Raw genomic sequence first — 5,881 nt, forward strand, 5'->3', positions numbered from 1 at the left:
CAGTAATCAACATCGTTGCACGATGCGAGCGAGATGCTTCGGCAAGCTCAGCATGACGTTCTTTTTGCTCACTGCTCGCTGAATTTTAATCCTCCAACGGATTACTTAGGAAAGTACTGCGCAGCCCCAGCCAGAGCAGCCACAGGCCGATGCTCAACCACAGGTAGGGGCGGTAAAAGTCCTTGGTGTTGCGGTAGCGCAGCTGCTTGATTTCGGATTTTTCGAGGCGGCCGATTTGGCGGAAGACCTCGCGCAGGCCGGCGGCGTCGGTAGCCCGGAAAAACTGGCCGTCGGCCGCGGCGGCGAGCTGGCGCATGGTGGTTTCGTCGAGGCGGGTTTGCACGTAGCGCGGGCGGCCGTCGGCGCTTTGGCCGTAGGGCACGAAGCCGTCCTGGCCCACCCCGATGGTGTAGAGGCGGATGCCGAAAGCGTGGGCCAGCTGGGCGGCCAGCAGCGGGTCGAGGCTGCCGGCGTTGCTCTCGCCGTCCGAAAGCAGGATGCACACCCGCGAGCGCGCCGTGGACTCGCGCAGGCGGTTGATGGCCACGCCCAGCGCCGAGCCAATGGCCGTGCCGTCGAGCTTAATCATGCCGAAGCGCAGGTCGGCCAGGTGCTCGCGCAGCAAGTCGTAGTCGGTGGTGAGGGGCGCCAGCGAATAGGCTTCGCCGGCAAACGCCACCAGAGCCAGCCGGTCGCCGGCGCGGGTGGTCACGAAGTCGGCGGCAATGCGCTTGGCGGCTTCGAGGCGGTTGGGGCGCAGGTCCTGAATTTCCATGGAGCCCGACACGTCCAGGGCCAGCACCAGGTCGATGCCGCGGCCCACCTGCTCCACCCGCTCGTCGGTGCGCTGGGGCCGGGCCAGGGCCACGAGGCCAAAGCTCAGGCTCAGGCCCAGCACCACGTCGGGCACAAAGCGCAGCACGGCCTGCCAGTCGCGCCGCCCGGGCCCCGGCCCGAAGGCCACGCCCACGCTGGCCCGCCGCCGGGCCAGCAGCCCCCGCAGCCCGAACACCAGCGGCACGGCCGCGATGAGCAGCAACAGGCGCGGCTCCTGCCACTGGTAGCCGGCCAGCGTGGCGTAGCGCAAGAGGTTAAAAAAGTCGTTCAAGCCGGGGCGAAAGTACCACCGCCAGCCAGTCGCGCCGCAAACGGCTCGTCGGGGCCCAGTGCGCAGAGTGGGCGGCGCGTTCTTTGCGGCGGGGTCACCCGCGGGCGGGGGCGAGCACAACGGGCGGGCCAGCAAGCACCGGCCCCGCAAAGCCTCTGCTACCGCGTGACGGAGGCGTAGCGGCGCTCGGCAAAGCCGCGCAGGCGCTGGAAGGCGCGGTCGACCTCCTCGGCTTCCTCGGTTTGCAGGTTGCCGTAAATCACCCGGTCGGTGGCGGTCAGGGCTTGGCGCACGTCGGAGTCGTTTTCAAAATACGCCACAATTTCACGGGTGGTGAAGGAGGCCAGGCCGCTGTTTTCCAGCCCGGCGAGGTAGTTTTTCCAAAGGGCCACGGCCCGCTCCACGTTGGTGGCCGAGCGGGACAGCTCGAACCGCTCGACGTGGCGGGCAAACTGGGCCAGGAAATAGCCGTGGTTTTTGCGGAGCTTGTAGGCCTGGTAGCGCCGCCGCAGCCGCCGCCGAAACAGCGCGGCGCTGCCGGCCACCAGCAGCAGCCCGCCTGCCGCGCCCGCCAGCCAGTACGGGTAGTTGAACAAGGGCTCGACGGGCACCAGGGCCAGGTTCTCGCGGAGCGCGGGCAAGCCCTCGGCGCCGGCGGGGCGGGACGGGGCCGTGCGCCGCAGGCGCACCCGGCTGGGCGGCGGGGCCACGCTCACGGTGTCGAGCCCTTGCAGCACCACCACGGGCAGCGCCAGGGTTTGCACCGAGTCGAGGCGAAAGGTGCGCAGGTGGTACACGACCCGGTCAAGGCTGCGGCCCCGGCGGGTGCGCGTCGGGTAAAACGTTTTGCTGGCGTACTCAAACGGCGCGAACGGGGCCAGCGAATCCGGAAACACCACCTCCAGGTCGGGGGCGTGCTCGTAGCGCAGCTCGTAGTCCAGGGGCTCGCCGACGAGGACGGTTTTCTGCGTGAAGCGGCCCTGGGGCGCATCCAGCCCCGGCGCGGGCGGGGCCTGAGAAGCGGCGGGAGGGGCGACACCGGCCAGCCCGAAAACCAGAACCAGGAAGGCTAAACGTTTCATGCGGCAGGTTGCGGGTCGTGGATGCTGGCTTTCCAGTCCGGGCCCGTGGTGAGATTCCAGCCTTTTGCGCCTGAAGCGCTACGCACGCAGTCCTGGGTTGCCGGGCACCGCTCGTCGAGGCTGAAATCCCTCCCCTGGCCCACAAATCCCGCAACCTTAAACCAGCGTTCGACCGGCACACGCAAGCCCACCAATTGCCGATAGCCGGTGCGCTCGGCGGCGCTCAATTTGGGCCGCGCCGCCGGCTCCCCGGCGGAGAAATCGTACTGACGGCCGCCCTTTCCCGGCTCGTTTCTATCAAGTTCATCCTCATAATCAGTTTGGTAATGAGCGTATTTTTCAACTGCCGGAGCGCGGGGTACCGCGGGTTGCTTGTGCCAGCTGGTGCTCGAAGGTAGGTCTGTGTCCCAGACGTAAAAAACCAAAATTCCGCCCGCGGCAACCCACCAGCTAAAGCCAACGGGCCGCGGCAGACTGACCAGCAGAATGGCCAGCACCAGCGCGCGTAAAACAACGAAATAAGCCCGGTTTCCCAATGTCAATTGGTTGACAGCGTAAATGATTTAGGCCAAGATTCAAATAGCAGGTCCTGGGTAAGAAGTGGCAAGACTCCAGCCTGCTTACGAGCAATCAAGGTTGTACGGGCTTGCCGCTTGCCAATTGTTACTGTCAATTATTACTTAGAACCCATCCGAAAAATAAACAGAACGTCACGCTGACTACTAACTTAAAAACTGTTCGGATTGGCTGATGCATGGTCTGGAATAGGGCAGAGACGGGTATTCGCGTCTCCTCGTCCGCGCCATGGCACCGGTTATTGTTCAACGACCAGACGCGAATACGCGTCTCTACTTCCGTTCCGGCGCTTGAAGAATTGCTCCAAATAGCTTCTCAGTATTTTTGGCGGCGGTGGCGGAACAGGTTCACGAGCTGGGGCACGAAGTCGCCTTCGGTGCTCAGGGCCAGGAAACCCGTGCGCTGGCGGCGGCAGAGGTTGACCAGTTCCGCTTCCTGCCGGTCGGCGGCGGCTTCCACGCGCGCCCGGAAGCCGGGTGCCGAGGTGTTCGCCCAGCGCAGTTGACCGGTTTCGGCGTCGCGCAGCGGCACGATGCCCAGGGCCGGAAAATGCCGCTCACGCGGGGCCCGCAATTGCACCACAATCAGGTCGTGGCGCTGGGCCAGCATGGTCAGCTCCCGCTCGTAGCTGCCGTCGATAAAATCCGAAATGAGCACCACCAGGGTGCGGCGCTTCAGCAGCCCCAGGGCCTGGCGGATGCCCGCCCCCACCCCCGTGCGGCGCGAAACCGGCACCAGCGCAAACAGCCGCTGAATGAGGGCATAGGCGGCCCGCGGCCCCTTGCCCGGCGGCAGGTACAGCTCCTTTTGGTCGGAAAAAGCCAGCAGGCCCAGGGCCGAGCCCTGCCGGGCGGCCGACAGCGCCAGCAGCCCCGCAATGTCGCGGGCCACGTCGAGCTTGCGGCGCTGGCCGTCGCCCACGTCCAGCGAGGCGCTCACGTCGAGCAGCACCAGCACCTGCTGCTCCTTTTCCTCCTTGTAGGTTTTGACAAACGTGCCGTGGCCCTTGCTGCTCACGGCCCAGTCGATGGCGCGCACCTCGTCGCCGTACTGGTAGAGGCGCACGTCGTCAAATTCGAGGCCCGTGCCTTTAAACACGGAGTGAAAATCCCCTTGCAGCTGGGCTTCCACCGCCTTGCGAATGCGGATTTCGAGGTGGCGCAGGCGGCGCACCAGGTCGGTAAGGGCCGAAGGTACGGGGGGGTTCATGGCGGCGAAGCTACGGGGAGTTGCTTGTTGTTAGTTGTCCGTTGTTAGTTGTCAGGCCAGGGCGTTTGACCATTGGTAATGAGCACCGGACAACGAGCACCGGACAACTGACAACTGACAACTAACAACTCCCCGTAGCTTTGCCGCCGTGAAGTCAATCCGTCGCCGCTGCCTGGGCTCGTTGCTGCCCCCCCTCCTGCTGGCCCTGCCCGCCTGCCAACGCCCCGAGGAGCCGCCCCGGCCCGCCGACCTGCTCAGCCAGGAGCAGATGGTGCCCCTGCTCGCCGACCTGCACCTGCTGGAAGCCCGCGTGGAAAGCAGCCGCCTGTCGCCCGACTCGGCCCGCGCCCTGTACCTGAGCGAGCAAAAAGCGCTGCTCTGGAAACGCGAAGTCAGCGACTCGGCCTTCCAGCGCAGCTACCGCTACTACAGCATCCACGGCAAAGACCTGGGCAACATTTACACGCTGGTGATTGACACCCTGACCCGCCGGGAAGCCAAGTTCGCCCCCGCCGGCACCGCCCCCAAACCGCCGGGCACCCCCGGCGCCGGCCCCAGCCGCTAAACCAGCCGGCTGCCGTCGGGCACGGGCCCGGCCACGCTGGCCAGCACGATGTGGCCCGCGGCATCGGCAAAGCCCGTAACCAGCACTTCGGACCAAAATTTTCCAATCTGCTTGGGCGGGAAGTTGACCACGGCCAGCACCTGCCGGCCCACCAACCCTTCGGGGGTGTAGTGCTGGGTGATTTGGGCGCTGGATTTTTTCAACCCGATTTCCGGGCCGAAGTCAATCAGCAGCTGGTACGCCGGCCGGCGGGCTTCGGGGAACGGGCGCGCCTCGCGGATGGTCCCCACGCGCAGGTCCACGTGCTCAAACTCGGCCCAGGTGAGCGGTGCAGCATCCATAGCTTCGGGTTATTATAATTGTCAGTTGGTCGTTGTCAGTTGTCAGCTTGTTCTGATAAAGCAGACAGCAGAACAGACTGACAACTGACAACCGACAACTAAACCCTGCTTACTGAGGCAGCGCAAACGCTTCCAGCTGCGCCAATTTTACCTGCGTCTGCTTTTCCCAGTACACCTGGCGCGCAGCGTTGAGGCCGTGGTTGGTTTCCGCGTCGTAGCGGTTCTGCTCCCGGCTCCACTCCGTGTACACCCCTTTGGTGAGGTTGTTAAACGCCGGCTGCAGCTTGAGGCAGTTGGCCTTGGCCTGGAACACCACCAGTTTCTGGCGCAGCAGCCGGGCGTAAATCTCGGTGATGTCGAAGTGCAGCTGCTCGTGGCGCAGGAGGTCGGGCGACGCCTTTTTGGGGTCGCGCAGCCAGGAGGTGGCGGGGTCGAAGGTGGCCTGCACGGTGCCCGTGAACACGAAATCGCGGCACGCCGCCCCGGCCTTGATTTCGGCCGAAGTCAAGCCCGCCAGCCGGTCGGAAGGCCCCGGCCGCCCCTGGAAATCCGCCGCGGTCAAAGGGCGCGCGGCCGACCAAATGATGGGCGGCGCGGGGGCCGGCTTAGTTGGGGCCTGGGCGGCGGGGCGCGGCGGGGTCGGGCCTTGGAAAAGGCCAACGACCACCAGAAACGAGGTCAAGCAGTAGGATAACATCGGGGAGAAAAGAAAAGCTTACGCCTGCGCACAAAAAATCAAAGCCGTTTCGAAGTTCTTGTGCGGAGTTAAAGATTAACAGCAAAGAGTTAAAAGCTGGACCATTCTAACGCTGCACTTTTAACTGCCTGCCAGAACGTACACTGACACGAAAAGAGCCCTAGCAGGCCGTTAAAGCTAGTGCCAGACCAGGTAGAGACGCCTGCTTGCGTCTCATCGTTTGAACGACAATGGCGCGAACGGCCCGAGCGACCAGACGCAAATATGCGTCTCTACCTAGTTCTCGCCGCCAAAAAATTCGCT

At 64.6% G+C, this 5,881-nt stretch carries 7 protein-coding genes; 1 reads left to right on the forward strand and 6 read right to left on the reverse strand.

The window, feature by feature from the left end; translation table 11 throughout:
• Positions 1-85 precede the first annotated feature (85 nt).
• The 4 genes from RMO51_RS03610 to RMO51_RS03625 form a co-directional block, all read right to left on the reverse strand.
• Complete coding sequence (locus tag RMO51_RS03610; RefSeq protein ID WP_310392078.1) at positions 86-1,108, reverse strand: VWA domain-containing protein; 1,023 nt, start codon at positions 1,106-1,108, stop codon at positions 86-88.
• Positions 1,109-1,266: 158 nt separating this feature from the next.
• Complete coding sequence (locus tag RMO51_RS03615; RefSeq protein ID WP_310392080.1) at positions 1,267-2,190, reverse strand: hypothetical protein; 924 nt, start codon at positions 2,188-2,190, stop codon at positions 1,267-1,269.
• Positions 2,187-2,732, reverse strand: a complete 546-nt coding sequence (locus tag RMO51_RS03620; protein WP_310392082.1) for a hypothetical protein — start codon at positions 2,730-2,732, stop codon at positions 2,187-2,189. Before RMO51_RS03620 ends, RMO51_RS03615 begins: the two co-directional genes overlap by 4 nt.
• Positions 2,733-3,081: 349 nt before the next feature.
• A complete protein-coding gene (locus RMO51_RS03625) occupies positions 3,082-3,975 on the reverse strand; it encodes a DUF58 domain-containing protein (protein ID WP_310392083.1) in 894 nt (297 codons plus the stop codon).
• 148 nt (positions 3,976-4,123) lie between these two features.
• Here RMO51_RS03625 and RMO51_RS03630 point away from each other — a divergent pair, with 148 nt between their 5' ends.
• Positions 4,124-4,540: a DUF4296 domain-containing protein gene (locus RMO51_RS03630; protein WP_310392085.1), complete on the forward strand. Its 417-nt coding sequence runs from the start codon at positions 4,124-4,126 to the stop codon at positions 4,538-4,540.
• On the opposite strand, the gene RMO51_RS03635 is transcribed toward RMO51_RS03630, so the two are convergent.
• Together RMO51_RS03635 and RMO51_RS03640 are read right to left on the reverse strand one after the other, a co-directional pair.
• A complete protein-coding gene (locus RMO51_RS03635) occupies positions 4,537-4,881 on the reverse strand; it encodes a tRNA-binding protein (protein WP_310392088.1) in 345 nt (114 codons plus the stop codon). The genes RMO51_RS03630 and RMO51_RS03635 overlap by 4 nt on opposite strands.
• Positions 4,882-4,990: 109 nt before the next feature.
• Positions 4,991-5,578 carry a DUF922 domain-containing protein gene (locus tag RMO51_RS03640; RefSeq protein WP_310392090.1) on the reverse strand — a complete coding sequence of 196 codons (588 nt, stop codon included), beginning with the start codon at positions 5,576-5,578 and terminating at the stop codon, positions 4,991-4,993.
• Positions 5,579-5,881: the final 303 nt, after the last annotated feature.

Source organism: Hymenobacter sp. (genome assembly GCF_031398885.1).
GTDB lineage: Bacteria > Bacteroidota > Bacteroidia > Cytophagales > Hymenobacteraceae > Hymenobacter.